The 15,158-nt window shown below is 43.8% G+C and carries 15 protein-coding genes; 10 read left to right on the top strand and 5 right to left on the bottom strand.

The features are described from left to right. Positions 1-204 (top strand): transposase (locus tag ACPV3A_RS09075; RefSeq protein WP_426199074.1); only part of this gene is annotated, 204 nt, incomplete at its 5' end. A gap of 219 nt (positions 205-423) precedes the next feature. Here the strand turns inward: ACPV3A_RS09075 and ACPV3A_RS09070 are convergent. Next, on the bottom strand, positions 424-1,014 hold the full coding sequence (locus ACPV3A_RS09070) for a hypothetical protein (protein WP_426199072.1): 591 nt from the start codon (positions 1,012-1,014) through the stop codon (positions 424-426). Between the two features lie 1,077 nt (positions 1,015-2,091). Between ACPV3A_RS09070 and ACPV3A_RS09065 the strand changes: the two genes are divergently transcribed. After that, positions 2,092-2,340, top strand: coding sequence for a helix-turn-helix domain-containing protein (locus ACPV3A_RS09065; RefSeq protein WP_426199070.1), 249 nt, complete (start codon positions 2,092-2,094; stop codon positions 2,338-2,340). A gap of 41 nt (positions 2,341-2,381) precedes the next feature. Here ACPV3A_RS09065 and ACPV3A_RS09060 read toward each other — a convergent pair whose 3' ends face one another. After that, positions 2,382-2,705, bottom strand: a complete 324-nt coding sequence (locus tag ACPV3A_RS09060; protein WP_426199087.1) for a transposase — start codon at positions 2,703-2,705, stop codon at positions 2,382-2,384. Between the two features lie 214 nt (positions 2,706-2,919). Between ACPV3A_RS09060 and ACPV3A_RS09055 the strand changes: the two genes are divergently transcribed. Further along, entirely contained in the window at positions 2,920-3,285 is a 366-nt protein-coding gene (locus ACPV3A_RS09055; RefSeq protein WP_426199068.1) for a YrhK family protein, read from the top strand. 215 nt (positions 3,286-3,500) lie between these two features. Here ACPV3A_RS09055 and ACPV3A_RS09050 read toward each other — a convergent pair whose 3' ends face one another. Continuing rightward, entirely contained in the window at positions 3,501-4,112 is a 612-nt protein-coding gene (locus ACPV3A_RS09050; RefSeq protein WP_426199066.1) for a hypothetical protein, read from the bottom strand. A 288-nt stretch (positions 4,113-4,400) separates the two neighbouring features. Here ACPV3A_RS09050 and ACPV3A_RS09045 point away from each other — a divergent pair, with 288 nt between their 5' ends. The 4 genes from ACPV3A_RS09045 to rlmD all read left to right on the top strand — a co-directional run bounded on the left by ACPV3A_RS09045 (position 4,401) and on the right by rlmD (position 8,226). After that, the gene (locus ACPV3A_RS09045; RefSeq protein WP_053489879.1) at positions 4,401-4,691 is read left to right on the top strand and encodes a YerC/YecD family TrpR-related protein; all 291 of its coding nucleotides are present in this window, start codon (positions 4,401-4,403) and stop codon (positions 4,689-4,691) included. A gap of 4 nt (positions 4,692-4,695) precedes the next feature. Continuing rightward, positions 4,696-5,460, top strand: coding sequence for a sirohydrochlorin chelatase (locus ACPV3A_RS09040; protein ID WP_426199064.1), 765 nt, complete (start codon positions 4,696-4,698; stop codon positions 5,458-5,460). A gap of 18 nt (positions 5,461-5,478) precedes the next feature. Further along, on the top strand, positions 5,479-6,360 hold the full coding sequence (locus tag ACPV3A_RS09035; RefSeq protein WP_009592325.1) for a diacylglycerol kinase: 882 nt from the start codon (positions 5,479-5,481) through the stop codon (positions 6,358-6,360). 285 nt (positions 6,361-6,645) lie between these two features. Then, the gene (rlmD, locus tag ACPV3A_RS09030) at positions 6,646-8,226 is read left to right on the top strand and encodes a 23S rRNA (uracil(1939)-C(5))-methyltransferase RlmD (RefSeq protein WP_426199061.1); all 1,581 of its coding nucleotides are present in this window, start codon (positions 6,646-6,648) and stop codon (positions 8,224-8,226) included. 362 nt (positions 8,227-8,588) lie between these two features. Here the strand turns inward: rlmD and ACPV3A_RS09025 are convergent, their stop codons facing one another. Together ACPV3A_RS09025 and ACPV3A_RS09020 are read right to left on the bottom strand one after the other, a co-directional pair. Next, positions 8,589-10,835, bottom strand: coding sequence for an ATP-binding protein (locus ACPV3A_RS09025; protein ID WP_426199059.1), 2,247 nt, complete (start codon positions 10,833-10,835; stop codon positions 8,589-8,591). Between the two features lie 642 nt (positions 10,836-11,477). Further along, complete coding sequence (locus tag ACPV3A_RS09020) at positions 11,478-11,867, bottom strand: EcoRII N-terminal effector-binding domain-containing protein (RefSeq protein ID WP_426199057.1); 390 nt, start codon at positions 11,865-11,867, stop codon at positions 11,478-11,480. A gap of 216 nt (positions 11,868-12,083) precedes the next feature. Here ACPV3A_RS09020 and dcm point away from each other — a divergent pair, with 216 nt between their 5' ends. Genes dcm through ACPV3A_RS09005 form a run of 3 tightly spaced genes read left to right on the top strand, consistent with a single transcriptional unit; the run spans position 12,084 to position 15,056 of the window. Continuing rightward, positions 12,084-13,364, top strand: a complete 1,281-nt coding sequence (gene dcm / locus ACPV3A_RS09015; RefSeq protein ID WP_426199055.1) for a DNA (cytosine-5-)-methyltransferase — start codon at positions 12,084-12,086, stop codon at positions 13,362-13,364. Continuing rightward, the gene (locus ACPV3A_RS09010) at positions 13,357-13,815 is read left to right on the top strand and encodes a very short patch repair endonuclease (protein WP_426199053.1); all 459 of its coding nucleotides are present in this window, start codon (positions 13,357-13,359) and stop codon (positions 13,813-13,815) included. The genes dcm and ACPV3A_RS09010 overlap by 8 nt, the downstream gene beginning before the upstream one ends. Before the next feature lie 29 nt (positions 13,816-13,844). Next, positions 13,845-15,056: a type II restriction endonuclease gene (locus ACPV3A_RS09005; RefSeq protein ID WP_426199051.1), complete on the top strand. Its 1,212-nt coding sequence runs from the start codon at positions 13,845-13,847 to the stop codon at positions 15,054-15,056. Positions 15,057-15,158 lie beyond the last annotated feature (102 nt).

Raw genomic sequence — 15,158 nt, 5'->3', positions numbered from 1 at the left:
CTCAGCCGATCCGGCAAGTATTTATACCGAAAACGAAAAGAAACGATTGAGCGAAGCTTCGCGGATGCCAAAGAGCTCCATGGGTTTCGCTGTTGCCGGTTGCGCGGGTTGCAAAACGTCAGGGAACAAGCTCTGATGACAGCAACCGTGCAGAATATGAAGAAGATGGCGATCCACTTGGATCGCCTGGAAAACAGGGGGTAATCCCCCCATTTCCCCTCTTGAAGTGACCACTTAAAAAGGAAGAAACCCTGTACTTTGAAAAAAGTGCAGGGTTTCTCGACAATCTGAGGAGCCCTGAAGGGCTCCTTTTTTATATTTTTCTGTTCCAATGAAACCAACGAACAACTAATTTCGTTGGTGATTATTTCTTTTTCTTAGCATTAAGCTAGGATAAATGATTCTCATGATAAACTTCTTTTATTAATTTTCGTAAAGATTGAATGAGTTACCATCAACAAATCCCGTATAAGTGAAGGCTGTAACTGATACTCCCACACCTGAGAGACTATCACCAAAGTTAAGCGCAACATAGTTAGTGTTATTTTCGTTTTTAGAATAAGTCTGATCAAAAATTTTACCAATTCCACCAGAACCTAAAATACCGTAAGCAGTAATCCTTGCTGACACTCCAAGACTGCTACGTTTACCGAGGTCTTTAGTCTGGACATTAATATAACCCTCAAAAGATCCTCCAAAATAACCTATGTCACCTTTAAAAAAACCAAACCCTTCTGTGTTACTCAATGAACCACTAAAGGTTCTATGAATACTTGCCATAGGCTGAGCACTATTTTCAGATGGCGAACTAACATACTCCTTCACAAAACTCGCATCTTCCTCACTAAACTCTTCTCCGACCTCATAACGAGTATTAATTTCATCCAATTTTTCTCGAATTTGAAGATCAGATAATTCTACTTCAGGCGATGCAAATGCCATACCAAATCCGCTAAAAGTAAGCCCCAAAACAAGTAATGGTGTTAAAGCTAGCCTCATGATTTTCTTTAACATAATAATAAATCCTCCCTTGTATGTAATTGTGGTTCTAATAATATAAGCGCTTAAAAAATAGAAAATTTATACAAAATATTAAAGATAATTCCCTTGCAGGTAAATTTAAACTGGATTAGCATCGGAAAATAAAGTTATAGACTGTCACGTCGGCGGACAGCTGCACTGCGAAGCTGCAGCTCGTGCTCCTGGTTGTTCTTCCGGAGGCGCTGATTCAGGGCGATTGGTTAGCCGGCGGTGCTAGCCGACCAGCGAAATTGCAGTTGGCTTTCCAGTCTAATCCTGGGGACTTTAGTCTACCCCTCATGACCATGATTCGTACCCATTTCAAGCAAGGACAAGGTGCTACCAATTTCAATTCGAGGATGGTATGAAGACGAGTGACAATAATGAAGGGAGATGTTAGTGCAATTAGACTGTTATGATACCAATTCATAAGCCGGCCGAAGTAAACCAAGAAATAATGAATAGATAACGAGGGGATTGGAAACGAGAGAACTTGATAATGGTAAAATGTTAAGAGAACAGACCGCCTCCAAATTTGAGGTGGTCTGTTTTTAATAGTCGTTATGTCATTTCGGATTCAGAGATCCTTATAGAATCTGCGACGTCACGCTGCCTCCAGACCAGAAAAGTATTTGCAATTATATGCTAAAGCGTCAATGGAATCCATATTAGGGGCCCTCCTCTGTCCCTCCCGATCAATAACCGAACCGTATTTTCAGCCCACAATCCAGCCAGTAGAGTCAGCTGAGAACCAAGTAAAGACCTGGAGTAGTTTACTGCTCCCTCCGAGGAAATGAAAGTTCTGTTCAGGAAAGAGTTTAAATACCCAGCGGAATAAACGAGCTCTTCTTTTCTCTGACATTCCCACTGTTCCACCAATTGCAATGATCGCTTGATCCTCTCTGACCAAAGATGCCAGTTCATGAATGTTACTCCCTGCATGCCATACCTCAATGGGGTTAAGGCCGTGATTCTTCATGTATTTTGCATTTGCCTTACTAGTGCCCCTTCTGAGATCGTACTTGGGAAAATGGGTAATAACGTATAATCCATCGATTTGAGGTGAGGGACGTGACCGTATTTGTTCGCGATTTATCGAAAGAAGAAAGAAATCGACTTGTACGGATTGCCCGTAAAGGCGCAGATCCGGTGCAGGTTCGCCGTGCCCTGCTTATCCTGGCTTCGGCACAAAAAATGAAAGTGCCGGAAATCAGCCGGCTGTACCATATCTCGGGTGAACATATTCGTCATACCATCCACCGTTTCAACGAGGAAGGCATGGACTCTTTAAAGCCCCGGTACTGTGGAGGGCGGCCATAGACATTCACGGCCGAACAACGGACAAAGATCACGGAACTGGCTCAGATCCCTCCCCAGAGTGCGGGGTACCCTTTCGTAAACTGGTCTCTGTCCAAACTGAAGCCGGCCGTGGAAGACCGACACATCGCCTGAATCGCTAATCCGAGATCTTGGTGTTTGGCAAAGTCACTCCCTTCCAGGACAAACTTCCGAAGCGGTCCAAAATGGCACTCGATTCGATTCAGCCAGGAAGCATAGGTCGGGGTAAACACGAGTTCTACATTGTTCTCGGAGGCCCACTTTTTCACTTTCCTATGATGGTGCGGAGAGCCCTGCAGCTGTAGGCCGGCGCGAGCAGCTCCGGACGGATCCGGATGAGATACCAGGAAGGCGGCCAGCCGACGGCGGATGTACGCGATGGCGGCTTTGGAGCTGCGAGGCCGGCGAGCAGCTGCGTGCGGATCCGGACAAACACTAAGTCTGTGCTATACAGTCATCTAATATATGGTAAGGTTGTCCTGCATCATAAGGCGAATGCTAAATCGCTATCGTTTCTTGTTCCTTCGTAAGGGGTAAAGGCTTGCAGAGGAGGGACTGCATATGAAACTCAGGCTCAGACCACATCCCAAGAAGCGTTCATCGCATCAACCAGATGAGCCTTTGCGTTCCCGGCTGCTGCGCCGGATGCTTCGCTTGGCTTGGAAACGAAAACGAAAGCTCGCCGTGACGAACCGCTATGAGGTGGGCATGGTCATCAGCGAAATTGCGACCGGCCTGTTGTTCATCACTGGCAGCATACTCATGTTCTATCCCCATATGAAACGGATCCCGACCGTGCTGTATCTGATGGGCAGCATCATGATGCTGCTGCGTTCCGGTCTGTGCGGATCCTATTGGTTTCGGTTAAAATCACTCGAAAGCGCCGAGAATAAAGAAGCCGGTCCCGAAGGGGACTGGACGCGCTGATGAGGATATCATAGGTTGATAAAAGGATATGGCTCCAGTCTAGGGGAACCGACTGGAGCCAACTGCATGATGTATGATGGTTCGGATGATTCCGCCTATGGTGAGTTTTAGGGACTTATCTGCTAAACCCATCGAGGCACATATCCTTTGATGATCAGAGGCTGCCGTGTTTTGTGAAACGCACGGTAGGTTTAAAGTTTATCCATTTACATAGGTCAACGACGACGTTTTTTGCCAGAGCCGGATGGTCTGCGCGAGCCGGAGCGGCGCCGGCTTCCCGAGGAACGGCGTCTTCGCGGTTTATATTCGTAGCCGTCTTCATTCTGGTCCGTAAATGCGCTTGGAGAGGATCCGCTGCCGCCTCCGCCTTTCTTCTTGCCGAGCGCGCCTGCAAGCAGAGAAACCATAGGCGCAAGCTGCTGGAAGCCCTGCATGACCTTTTGTACCTTGCCAATGTTGTTGACGATGCCGTCGATGCCCCCCATCCGATCGATGAGGCCTTTGATGTCGCTCATATTATTGACCCCGAGCCCGCCAAGGAGCTTACCTAATCCGCCTCCACCGCCGCTGCTGCCTCCACCGCCTAGGAGACCTGCCAGACCGCCTCCGCCGGAGTTCGTGGATGGAGCCAGAGCCGAAGCTGAAGCCTCCATGTCCGTTACGCCGTCGGTATATGGATATAACGCGGTTTCACCCACTTCCGGATAATCGGTGTATGGAGTAATGCCAGGGTATGGCGATGGCGTCTGCGGCAGTGATTCATATTCATTGAGGGAGCGCTGGTTATTCGTGGGTCGGCGGTGATAATAGTGAGAATGACGCGTCATGATATCACTTTCCTTTTTGAGTTAAGATACTATACTGTATGATACGGGCGGGCGATGGGTTTAGGCGGATGTCCCGATTTTCGGGATAGGAGCGGAATCGGGCGGTAGCCCAGGAAGATTTTGGCGAGCATTGGAGCGGTGAAATGTGAGCGTATATAAGGGATGCTGCCTCCGGGTGATGGTTGTCCTGTAGTGCGTGAAATCGTTAATGCTTGAAAATACTAGTTCGGCTCGGGTACAATGGGAGTGCGAGTGTTATACACAGTAACAATAGGGGATGATCATCCAGTGCAATTAAAGAAGCTAAATGATAAAAGCATCGATCAATTATTCGAAGCGATATTAACCCTGGGCAGTGTGGAAGAGTGCTATGTATTCTTCGATGATCTCTGCACCGTTAACGAAATTCAGTCTTTGTCGCAGCGGCTGGAAGTGGCGCGCATGCTGGGCAAGGGATGCACATACAACCAGATTGAAGCAGAAACGGGAGCCAGCACCGCAACGATTTCGCGCGTGAAGCGTTGCCTGAACTACGGCAATGACGGTTATAAAATGACGCTGGAGCGTCTAGGACGTTAAGAATATGACGAAACCGGGTGTGCTGGTTATTAGTCATGGTTCGCGTGAACAGAAATGGGTGTCGCTTGTGGACGAAGCCGTCCATAGATTGGCGTCCCGTATGGATATACCGGTCGTCTCTTCGTACCTGGAACTGGTAGAGGGCCGTCTGATTCAGGACGGCATCACGGCCTTGGAAGACCAGGGTGTCACCGACATTGTGGTCATTCCTCTATTTGTCTCGTCCGGCAGCACACATGTCGACGAAATAGCTTATGCTATAGGAGCGAAGGCCGTTCCGGACATGGAGACGGACCTGGCGCCGTTTCGGGTCCGGTCCCGGGTTCATTTTGGCACGCCGATGGACGATGACCCCGAGATTGCGGCCATGGTATGGGATAAGGTAAAAGAGCTGTCCGTGAACCCGGCGCAGGAGGTTATTCTTCTCGTCGGACACGGAAGCCGGCATGATCTGTTTCGCAGCCGCTGGGAAAAGGGTATTAACTCTTTGGCACAGCGAGTTAGCGAGATAAGCGGAACAAGCGCGGATTATGCTTTACTCAGTCCCGGCGATGTTCGGGACAAGGTGACAGCATGGATGGAGCGCGGCTGCGATGTGATCGTAGCTCCGCTTTTTTTGAGTGAGGGGTATTTTACGGAGAAGGTGATACCTGATCGGCTCGAGGGGCTGGATTGCCGATATTCCGGCAGAACCTTGCTTCCGCACCCGCTGCTGCCGCAGTGGATGGAGTCGCAGGCCAAACTTCTTCTTCTATCCTTGAAATCATAAGTAGGTGGCGTATCGTTAATGAGAAATGCAAGGTTAATCTATAACCCAACCTCCGGCCGGGAGGAAATGAAGCGTCGGCTTGCGGATATATTGCACCGTCTGGACAGTGCTGGCATCGAAACCTCCTGTCATGCAACGACCGGAGAGGGGGATGCGACCCGTGAAGCGGCGGATGCCGTCGAACGCGGATACGATCTTGTGATCGCGGCCGGCGGAGACGGTACGCTTAATGAGGTCATCAACGGGATGGCCGGCAGGGATAATCTCCCTCCGCTGGGTATTTTCCCGCTGGGGACCACGAACGATTTTGCGCGGGCGCTCGGCATCTCGAAGAACTGGGAGGAGTATTGCGATCTGGTCATTCGGGGCGAGACGCGTCCGATTGATGTGGGCAAAGCGAATGATCGTTACTTCATTAATATCGCGGGCGGCGGTACGCTGACCGAGCTCACGTATGAGGTGCCAAGCAAGCTGAAGACGATGATCGGGCAGCTGGCGTATTATTTGAAGGGGATCGAGAAAATGGTCAGCCTCGCGCCGCAGGAGCTCATCATCAACGCCAGCGGTCATCCGGCGATCCATGACGAGTTCATGGTGTTCCTCATCGCGAACAGCAACTCGGTTGGCGGCTTCGACAAAATCGCGCCGGGCGCGAGCATCGACGACGGCCTGTTCGACGTCATTGCGCTGCGCAAGTGCAATCTGGCGGAGTTCGTACGCGTGGCTACGCTAGCTCTTCGCGGCGAGCATATCAACGACAAGCGAGTCGTGCATTTCCGCACCGACTATATGGAGGTCGTCTCTCCGGGACCGGTTCAGCTGAACCTGGACGGCGAGTTCGGCGGCGTCCTGCCGGGCACGTTCCGCGTCCTGCCGCAGCATTTAAGGATTTTTGGCTGAGATGGGCCATTTTAAATGATGGAACAGGCCGAGGATCGCCGCTTAGGCTCCAGGCTCTTGTAAGTAAATGATTGGATTTGCAGGCGGAATGGATTGAATAACATACGAGGCTCCCGTATAATGATGGACGTGAGCTTGTGCGCTAAGCTCCCTTGGGGGAGCTTTTTGTTGTTTAAGCGAATGAAGTTTAACGGAAGATCATCCGCTTCGATTATGGATGGTGTTCCGATTGGGAATATAGAGTGGTAAGGGACAAGTTGAACGGAAAGAAGTGAACAGCACATCATGAAAAAGAACCGCAAGGGAAGCGACACGCGCCGCAGCGGCAAGCCGGCGGCTTCGGCGGCCCTCCTGGATCTGCCGGTGGCGAAGAACGACGAGGTCGTGATCGATATTATAGGAATGAACCATGACGGGGAAGGGGTCGGCCGTGCCGACGGCTACACCTTGTTCGTTCAGGGCGCCCTGCCTGGCGAGAAGGCCCGGGTGAAGGTGCTCAAGACCAAGAAGCAGTATGGCTACGCCAAGCTGCTGGAGCTGGTCGAGCAGAGCCCGAACCGCATCGCGGCCCCGTGCCCGATCTACGACCAATGCGGCGGCTGCCAGCTGCAGCATATGAGTTATACCGGACAGCTGGAGTGGAAGCGCCAGTTGGTGGTGGACAACCTGGAGCGGATCGGGAAGCTGCAGGTGGTGCGAGAGGCGGAAGGTGCTGGAGAGACGTCTGTGGACGATGTGCGGAGTGGCACAGATGGTGGAGGGAACATTGAGAATTCTAAAACCAACGGGGCGAATCCTGCCGTGTCCGGCCTTGAATCAGATCAAGAGGGGATCCTCGTTCGGCCGACACTCGGTATGAGCGAGCCTTGGCGCTACCGCAACAAGTCCCAGGTGCCGATCGGTGTAACGGAAGGTGGCCTGGTCGGTGGCTTCTACGCCCGGGGCAGCCACCGGATCGTGGACATGGAGACGTGCCTCATCCAACACGAACAGAACGACGAGGTCGTCAGCCGTGTCAAAGCCATCGGACGGAAGCTAGGCATCACCGCGTACAATGAAGAGACAGGTCAGGGCCTGCTTCGCCATGTCGTGGTGAAGATCGGTTTTGCTACCCGGGAGATGATGATTGTACTCGTTACGAATGGTGAGCACATTCCGCGTGTGGATGAGTGGATCTCTGCCATCCGTGAGGAGCTCCCAGCAGTGGTGAGTGTTTGCCAGAACGTAAACACACGTAAAACGAACGTTATTTTTGGTGATGTGACTCGAGTGTTATGGGGCCGCGAGGTTATCCATGACTATATCGGCGACGTGAAGTTCGCGATTTCCGCACGTTCCTTCTATCAGGTAAACCCGGCTCAGACGGAAGTACTGTATGGTAAGACGGTTGAGTATGCGGGATTGACCGGGGAGGAGACCGTGATCGATGCGTATTGCGGCATCGGGACGATATCTCTGTTCTTAGCGCAACATGCCAAGAAGGTGTATGGGGTCGAGATCGTGAAGGAAGCGATCGAGGATGCACGTGCGAATGCGGAGCTAAACGGTATGACGCATGTGGAGTTTGAAGTCGGTGCTTCTGAAGACGTGATTCCGCGCTGGAAAGAGCAGGGAGTTGAGGCTGACGTCATCGTGGTCGATCCGCCGCGTAAAGGGTGCGACCCGCGCCTCTTGGAGACGATTCTTGAGATGAAACCGGAACGGGTGGTGTATGTGAGTTGTAATCCATCTACGTTGGCAAGGGATTTGCGGGTGTTGGAGGATGGCGGGTATCGGACGGTGGAGGTAACACCGGTGGATATGTTTCCGCATACGGTGCATGTTGAGGTGATTGTGAGACTTGAAAGAAAAGATACAGTGAAATAAACTGTACCTAATTTGAGGGGAGAGGGTTGGAAAGATTATAGTGAATCTTTATCTTTCCGCCCTCGAAGACTTCAATTTTGTGGATATCCTTAGGGAGGATTTGCTTCAACACCAGTTCATCTTCAATGTCTAGGTTAACGAAGCGTTCTACTTCTTTTCTAAAGGCTTGTAGCTGTTAGTTGGGGCCCTTCTTTGCTTCTAGGGCTAACTGCAATTTAAGTTTCTTGTTCGCTAGGTCGTTGTTGTTGAGTGATACGCTCATTCTGTTGCTTAAAATTGCTCCGTTGATACGCACGGAAACGGAAAAATCGAATTGGAGGTTTACAACGGTATTTTACAAGTATATTGAGTGTATAAAATTACTATTTCTCAATTACCTGTTTTAAATATGTTTCTAATCTTCCTGTGCTAAAATCTGAACGGTATTCAGATGCGTAAAATAGAGAAACTTCTTCATTGAGGTCGGATGATTCGTTTGAAAGAAACTCATTATAAAATTCACTGTAATTTTCAAAAGATTTCCGACCATTTTTAGAATAAAAGAAAATGACCATTTTATTCCTTTTATTTGTTTCAATATTATATTCTTTTAAAAGTTGTACACTCTTATGAACTAACGTAATATCTTTTTTACTAATTGAGTTTTTATGTATAACCTCAAACAATATATCTGCGTTTCCTTCGATACTATTCCTGGCAATAAAATCATAATTATTTACTCTAATCTTTGATTCAATAGGTTTAGAGACATAAAAGTTGTACTGTTCCAAATATTTTTTTGTAACATAAAAAGTATAGTCCTCATATAGTTGATACAAATATATCGGTAATTTAAAAGTAAATTTATCTACTTTTTTTGTATCTTCCTCACTAATCTCTTCACCATGTCTTAATCTATTATTGAGATTAATGAATTCGTTAATCTGATTACTAGGCCAATTAGTTAACATACCGATTTGAATTAGCGCTTGAATTAATGATCTCAAACTATTTGGTTTCTTATTTTGTGAGAGATGATTTGAAGTTAAGTCATTGTATGCATTTCTTAGAGCTTTTTCAAACTCAATCATATCTAAAACAAATTTGGATTTTATTTGGTTTAAGTCTTTAACATTTACATCAGTTTTAATATTTGCATTTTCACTCCATTTATATTGAATTACTTTTTCACCATCTATATTTTTTTCCATTTCATCCAATAAATTATCTTTCTTTAGTTCTTCTGCTAAAAAAGCGAATATTTGATCCAGTTGTGTAATACACCAATAAGGATAACTTTTCTCTATATAATCCTTTTCAAGGTTATAAATGTCTTCCTTCGAAAAGTATATTTTGTTATATAATTTCATTTTTTGGACCCACTTGTAAATTTGTGAAATAAAAAAGTCTTTAATTCCTTCACTAAGTTCAAGGGATTCAATATGTTTTTCAATAATAGAAGTAATAATATTTAATAATTTAGAATCAGTTATTAAAATCTCTTCATCTTCTTCATTTATTAATATTTTTCCTTCAGAATTCTCCCAGACAATATCTTGTGAAATTAAATTAATAAATTTCCTTAAAACTCTATTGGAATTCAAGATTAAAGAGTCAAGGTAAGCAGTTGCTAGTTTTTGTGAGAGAACATCTTTATTAATAACGATATTACTAAAGATGGTCCTGAAATCATTATTTGATAGTAGTCGAACATGGATTTGTTTTGTAAAGAGACTTGATAATACAGAGTCATCAACTGTATTTGAATCAGTAAATTTATAATAAAGTTTTTGGCCAGAAACAATAATGAAATTCGCTAAATTTGATAATAGAAGTGGTTTTAATTCAGATATGGATTGCTCAATTTCATCTTCATTTTCAATTTTATCCAGCTCATCAAATACAAAAACAATGTTAATCTTGTGTTTCTTTATTACTTTTAAAATATTTATTATATGATATTCAGCTATCTCATCGTCGTATAGTGATTTTATATTCATTTCGTTGGTTTTAGTTGTCCTTTTGGTAAATTTAAAAGTTAGTTTTATAGCCTCAATTGCTGCCCAGAGAGCAGAAAATAATAAAAGTAAAGAATTTAGATGGGTAGGTAATAAATTAAAGGTTGAGTTAAATCCAGCAAAAATAATACAAGCAATGCTTATTAAAAGCTTTTTGAAGTTTGAATCAATTTGTAACTTAGTTTCGAATTCGTTAATAGCTTTATCATTATAGGCATGGTTAACATCATTAAAGGTTCTTTTGTATAATAACTCTAATTGTCCAATTATCTCTGGATCGGAATTTTTAAGTGCTTTATATTGTTGGTGATTAGAGAATGCTAAATAAATTTGTCGAATTAATTTTCTAAGTATTAGAGTATACTTTTCGTATTTCGAAAAATTCATATAAATAAATAAAATATTAGTTTGATCTTTTAGTTTTTTCTCAACTTGATGTATCAAAGACGTTTTCCCAGATCCTCGATAACCCGTTACTAGGAAACATGAGGGGTTACCATATATTAGTTGGTATTCAAATTGTGAAATCATTTCTTGATCACTATAAGTGAATAACTCCGAATTATTAAACGTAGAACTAGATATTTTTTTATAATCTATTTTTATGTTCATGGGGAATCTCCAATAATTTATATTATTTTACTAACAATTATTGTTGGACTACTATAATAATTATAAGTCTTTATTTTTTTAAGTAAAACTATTTTACAGATCTTCTACAATATTCAAGGCCTGAAAATTAAAAAAGCCATTCACAAGTAGGGTGGCAATAATAGTTAGTAATTTCAATCATAAAGCTAACTGTAGTTTACCGATCTAACTGCAAAAAGCTTCTTCAATGTCTTGGTAATGTTAACAGAATTAAGAACTACAAAGTCAGAGGGCAAACTTCATTCCATTAATACTACTGTCTGTACTCCCTGTCACCTCGTCATATGTGGAGTGCGTATTATGGATGGAATGGAGGGGCGAGCCTAAATAGGCTACGCCCCTTGTTTTAGTGGGTCTTGGAAGTTATAACTGATTTCGATAGAACCCTCTTCGTGAACATCTACACGGTTAATCATCTTGTGAATCATATCTCGTAAAATTTCCTCGTTGCTTACATTACTGCCAAATCAGAATTCCTGTTAATTAATCTATTATGCAGACTTCGTGTAATTGTGCTTGATACGATAGATGAGCGTACTTAACATGGGAACTCATCATTAATATTTCAGGTTCGCTACTCTATCATATAGTTCGCAAAACATATTAAAGAACAACCCATTTAGCATAGGTTGTCAAAGTTAAATGTATGACGTTATTTTTTTCATGATTGATTTTAAGTTTCCCATTCTCAGTTCGCTCAAGAATAATTGAGTCACCTGCTTTGATATTATATAAGTTGAAATAATCATTCATAGGTGTCAGTCTGTATTCATCCCTTGTCCCGCCAAAGTATGAATTATTGTAATAGATGAAATCGAATGTCCATGATCTCCCCGACATATCTTCAAAAACCAAAGTAATGCGAGGATTTAGGATATCAGTTCCCAATCTTGGGAAGAAGGAGATGTCACTTTTCAATATATACATACCAGCCTGATGTGCATCTGTTTCACTAACATCATTTCTGCTTAATGTCTTTCTAAGTGTAGACATAGTATTTCATCCTTTCAATGTATAATAAGTATTATATCGGATATTTATTCCAGAATTATGATGATTAATAGGCGAAAAGTCATTATTATTTATTTGAATGAGGGTCTAACGACCTGTAAATATAAAATATAAATTGCGAAAGTGTGTTCGTCATGGTATTCTTATGTCAAAAACGTTCCCCCTGGGAATATTTTTGACAGGGAGGCTAATTAAGCAATGAAAACATTCAAGAACACAGAATTTGCCCACATACGAGAGATGACTGGGTATTCCGTCAAAGAAGTGGCCAAATTATTTGGTAAAAGTGAACGTACTATTTATCGCTGGGAAAACGGTGAGTCTGTGCCAGAAAAGAATTTGCTCAGAGAGCTAACTTCAATTTATAATGTACGATCTGGACAACAGCCTGCTAATGATTTCAACTTTAAATTCATTGATCTTTTTGCAGGAATCGGAGGCTTGCGAAAAGCGTTTGAGTCGATTGGTGGCAAGTGTGTGTTTACAAGTGAGTGGGACTTGGCGTGTAGAAAAACCTATCAGGCTAATTATGATTGTGATCATCCTGTGAATGGAGACATCCGTGATGTTGATCTGGATAATATGCCTCAATACGATGTACTGGTTGCAGGCTTCCCGTGTCAGCCTTTCTCGATAGCAGGTGTTTCTAAGAAAAATTCCCTTGGACGTCCTCACGGGTTTCACGATACTACACAGGGAACGCTTTTCTTCGATGTAGCACAAATGATAGAGCGCCATCGACCAAAGGCATTTTTACTTGAGAATGTTAAAAATCTGGTGAGTCACGATAAGGGGAATACTTTTAAAGTGATCATTAAAACTTTGAGAGAAGAGCTTGGATATCATGTTGATTTTCGAGTGATAGATGCAAAGCCTTTTGTTCCCCAGCATAGAGAGCGTATATTTATTGTAGGGTTCCGTGAAGATGTTGGATTCGCATTTGAAGATTTAAAGCTTCCGGAATCCGGTCCAAAGTTAGGATCAATCTTACACCCTGAAGATGGATCAGAAGAGTCGGAACTTCCTTATACAGAAGCACCTGAGGCAAAAGTTGCTGAAAAGTACACACTAAGCAACAGGCTATGGGAGTATCTGCAGAACTATGCTGAGAAGCATAGGGCAAAAGGTAATGGGTTTGGATTTGGTCTGTTTGGTCCCGATGATGTTGCACGCACTTTGTCTGCAAGATACTACAAGGATGGATCAGAAATTCTCATCAAACAGGAGGGCAAGAATCCGAGAAGACTCACTCCTCGTGAGTGCGCTAGGCTGATGGGTTTTGACAAAGCTGGAGAAAAAAACTTTATCATTCCAGTTTCTGATACTCAATCCTACAAACAATTCGGTAATTCGGTTGCTGTACCTGTTGTTGAAGCTGTAGCTTCGCACATGCTACCTTACATTTTTAAAGTAATGAGAACAACTAAAGATACATATCAGGCAGAACTATTGTTTGATAAGGTTGAATTTTATGCCTGATATTGTATCACCAGATACAAGAAGTCGGATGATGGCCGGAATAAGGAGTAAAGATACAAAACCCGAATTGATTATAAGAAAAGGGCTTCACTGTCTGGGATTTAGATATCGTCTCCATGACAAAAACTTGCCCGGAAAGCCCGATATGGTTTTTCCTAGATATAATGCAGTTATTTTTGTTCATGGATGCTTTTGGCACGGTCATTCGTGTCACTTGTTCAAGTGGCCCTCATCTAATACAGAGTTTTGGCGGACTAAAATTACACGTAATATTGAATTGGATAAGGAACATATAGCTTGTCTTCAGGAGATGGGCTGGAGAACAGGCATTGTATGGGAATGTTCATTAAAAGGAAAATACCGCATCAATACCGAAGAAGTAATAGAACTTTGTGCCCAATGGTTGCAGACAACAGATATGACATCTATAGAGATTGGTGGACAATGTTAATAAACCATAACTTGTGAGGATGTTAAGTAATGCAGAGAGGGTTTCTTTCACAATATTTTGAGGGGATCGCAATCAAGCGTCTCAGTTCAGTAGAGGTCAACACAGAAGTATCTAATCAACATGAATTCAATGGTAGTAAGCCACTGCGCACACTGTTTGGTGATAGTCGCATTTCGCATGAAGCTCGTTTTCTATGGCTAGCAGGAGAGAATGAGGGCTTTTCTTGTGAAGGACATATTACATGGTATGACGCTCGTGAAGCCAATCCTAAACGCTCCGAGTATAGACTTTATTTCAAGAGCAATGATGTGATGGATCAGGCAAAAATAGCAGATATGCTGATTGTTGCCAAACGACCCAATGGTGAGATTTTCATGGTGTTAGTACCCTCGGGAAGTACCTTGGAAAGTCAAATGCTTTGGTTATTTGGAGTAGAGCAGGTTGATTTTGATTTTAATTTCCAAGCTATTGAAGATGGTCATGATCCTGAGGTGGATTTTGCTGTTCGATATATTCTTGAAGAGATGGGCATAGAGGTTGCAGACCCCGATGGTGGTTATTTGGACAGTATACTTGAACCTTATTTCAATGGTGGATTCCCACGTACTTCGGTCTTTTCTGAATTGGCTAGAAGGACACTTAAAGACGTTTCACCATATGAAGAACCGGATCAGACCTTAATGAAGTGGATTGAACAGGAGGAGAAGTTGTTCAAGCGGCTGGAACGCCACTTTGTATCCCAACGGCTTGAGGAAGGCTTTCGGGGGGATGGCAGTACTGATGTTGAAGGATTTATTCAGTTTTCACTGAGCGTCCACAATCGGAGAAAATCACGCGTTGGATATGCACTTGAAAACCATTTGGAGGAAATCTTTAAGGCTCATAACCTTACATATTCTCGAACGCAGATGACAGAGAACAAGTCAAAACCTGATTTTCTGTTTCCACATATCGACAATTACCGTGATCTGAACTTTCCTGAGTCAAGATTGACAATGTTGGGAGTTAAGTCAACATGCAAGGACCGATGGCGACAAGTATTAGCTGAAGCCAACCGAATTGACAATAAGCACCTGTTTACGTTGGAACCGGGGATCAGTGAAAATCAGACAGATGAGATGCAGGCTAATAAACTGCAACTCGTTTTGCCAAAACTACTACATGACACTTACAAACCTTCTCAGCAAAACTGGTTGATGGACTTGGGGGCATTTATCCAAATGGCAAAAGCAAGACAATAATATATTTATAAGCATTCCTAAAATATTCACTTAACCGCCTCCGACATTAATAAAATTGCACTCGGCCTGTAAACCTTCCTACTTCATAATGAAACAGGAAGG

This window comes from Paenibacillus sp. Dod16 (genome assembly GCF_049893405.1).
In the GTDB taxonomy this organism is placed as follows: domain Bacteria; phylum Bacillota; class Bacilli; order Paenibacillales; family Paenibacillaceae; genus Paenibacillus_AQ.
Note: the sequence above shows the minus strand (reverse complement) of the source record. Positions and strands in the feature narration are given on the sequence as shown.

Excerpts from the sequence above, each read along its gene's own strand:
- ACPV3A_RS09070 (WP_426199072.1), bottom strand. The coding sequence starts at position 1,014 with ATGTTAAAGAAAATCATGAGGCTAGCTTTAACACCATTACTTGTTTTG.
- ACPV3A_RS09055 (WP_426199068.1), top strand. The coding sequence starts at position 2,920 with ATGAAACTCAGGCTCAGACCACATCCCAAGAAGCGTTCATCGCATCAA.
- ACPV3A_RS09050 (WP_426199066.1), bottom strand. The coding sequence starts at position 4,112 with ATGACGCGTCATTCTCACTATTATCACCGCCGACCCACGAATAACCAG.
- ACPV3A_RS09040 (WP_426199064.1), top strand. The coding sequence starts at position 4,696 with ATGACGAAACCGGGTGTGCTGGTTATTAGTCATGGTTCGCGTGAACAG.
- ACPV3A_RS09035 (WP_009592325.1), top strand. The coding sequence starts at position 5,479 with ATGAGAAATGCAAGGTTAATCTATAACCCAACCTCCGGCCGGGAGGAA.
- rlmD (WP_426199061.1), top strand. The coding sequence starts at position 6,646 with ATGAAAAAGAACCGCAAGGGAAGCGACACGCGCCGCAGCGGCAAGCCG.
- ACPV3A_RS09025 (WP_426199059.1), bottom strand. The coding sequence starts at position 10,835 with ATGAACATAAAAATAGATTATAAAAAAATATCTAGTTCTACGTTTAAT.
- ACPV3A_RS09020 (WP_426199057.1), bottom strand. The coding sequence starts at position 11,867 with ATGTCTACACTTAGAAAGACATTAAGCAGAAATGATGTTAGTGAAACA.
- dcm (WP_426199055.1), top strand. The coding sequence starts at position 12,084 with ATGAAAACATTCAAGAACACAGAATTTGCCCACATACGAGAGATGACT.
- ACPV3A_RS09010 (WP_426199053.1), top strand. The coding sequence starts at position 13,357 with ATGCCTGATATTGTATCACCAGATACAAGAAGTCGGATGATGGCCGGA.
- ACPV3A_RS09005 (WP_426199051.1), top strand. The coding sequence starts at position 13,845 with ATGCAGAGAGGGTTTCTTTCACAATATTTTGAGGGGATCGCAATCAAG.